Annotated in this window: 1 rRNA gene; it reads left to right on the top strand. The window is 57.2% G+C overall.

The window, feature by feature from the left end:
* Nucleotides 1-302 precede the first annotated feature (302 nt).
* A 23S ribosomal RNA gene (locus ACIGZJ_RS36900) occupies nt 303-1580 on the top strand; the annotation flags it as partial.

The following is a 1580-nucleotide window of genomic DNA, read 5'->3' on the forward strand; positions in this document are numbered from 1 at the left end:
CGGCTGGATCACCTCCTTTCTAAGGAGCAATATGCCGCTTGCAGGCGAATGTCCTGCACGGTTGCTCATGGGTGGAACGTTGACTATTCGGCACACTGGGTTGGCACCTGTTAGTACTGCTTCGGCGTGGAAGACGGGTTGTTGATCGGGTGTGTCGGGCACGTTGTTGGGTCCTGAGGGAACGGCCGTCATGGTCGTTGCTTCAGTGATGCCGGTCCCACTGAAGGGGTGCCCGTTGGGGTGTCCTGGGGGTGGGTGACTGGTCGTTGTTTGAGAACTGCACAGTGGACGCGAGCATCTGTGGCCAAGTTTTTAAGGGCGCACGGTGGATGCCTTGGCACCAGGAACCGATGAAGGACGTGGGAGGCCACGATAGTCCCCGGGGAGCCGTCAACCAGGCTTTGATCCGGGGGTTTCCGAATGGGGAAACCCGGCAGTCGTCATGGGCTGTCACCCATACCTGAACACATAGGGTATGTGGAGGGAACGCGGGGAAGTGAAACATCTCAGTACCCGCAGGAAGAGAAAACAACCGTGATTCCGGGAGTAGTGGCGAGCGAAACCGGATGAGGCTAAACCGTCAGCGTGTGAGACCCGGCAGGGGTTGCGCTGGTGGGGTCGTGGGATTTTTCTTGACCGGTCTGCCGGCCGGTCGGCGAGTCAGAAACCGTATGGATAGTCGAAGGACATGCGAAAGGTCCGGCGTAGAGGGTAAGACCCCCGTAGACGAAATCTGTACGGCTCGTTTGAAGAACTCCCAAGTAGCACGGGGCCCGAGAAATCCCGTGTGAATCTGGCGGGACCACCCGCTAAGCCTAAATATTCCCTGGTGACCGATAGCGGATAGTACCGTGAGGGAATGGTGAAAAGTACCGCGGGAGCGGAGTGAAATAGTACCTGAAACCGTGTGCCTACAAGCCGTGGGAGCGTCGGACATGCAGCTTGCTGTGTGTCTCGTGACTGCGTGCCTTTTGAAGAATGAGCCTGCGAGTTTGCGGTGTGTAGCGAGGTTAACCCGTGTGGGGTAGCCGTAGCGAAAGCGAGTCCGAATAGGGCGGTTGAGTTGCATGCCCAAGACCCGAAGCGGAGTGATCTAGCCATGGGCAGGTTGAAGCGGAGGTAAGACTTCGTGGAGGACCGAACCCACCAGGGTTGAAAACCTGGGGGATGACCTGTGGTTAGGGGTGAAAGGCCAATCAAACTCCGTGATAGCTGGTTCTCCCCGAAATGCATTTAGGTGCAGCGTCACGTGTTTCTTGCCGGAGGTAGAGCACTGGATAGGCGATGGGCCTCACCGGGTTACTGACCTTAGCCAAACTCCGAATGCCGGTAAGTGAGAGCGTGGCAGTGAGACTGTGGGGGATAAGCTCCATGGTCGAGAGGGAAACAGCCCAGAACACCGACTAAGGTCCCTAAGCGTGTGCTAAGTGGGAAAGGATGTGGAGTCGCAGAGACAACCAGGAGGTTGGCTTAGAAGCAGCCACCCTTGAAAGAGTGCGTAATAGCTCACTGGTCAAGTGATTCCGCGCCGACAATGTAGCGGGGCTCAAGCACACCACCGAAGTCGTGTCATTGCAGCA

Origin of the sequence: Kitasatospora sp. NPDC052868, assembly GCF_044547105.1 — a bacterium.
In the GTDB taxonomy this organism is placed as follows: domain Bacteria; phylum Actinomycetota; class Actinomycetes; order Streptomycetales; family Streptomycetaceae; genus Kitasatospora.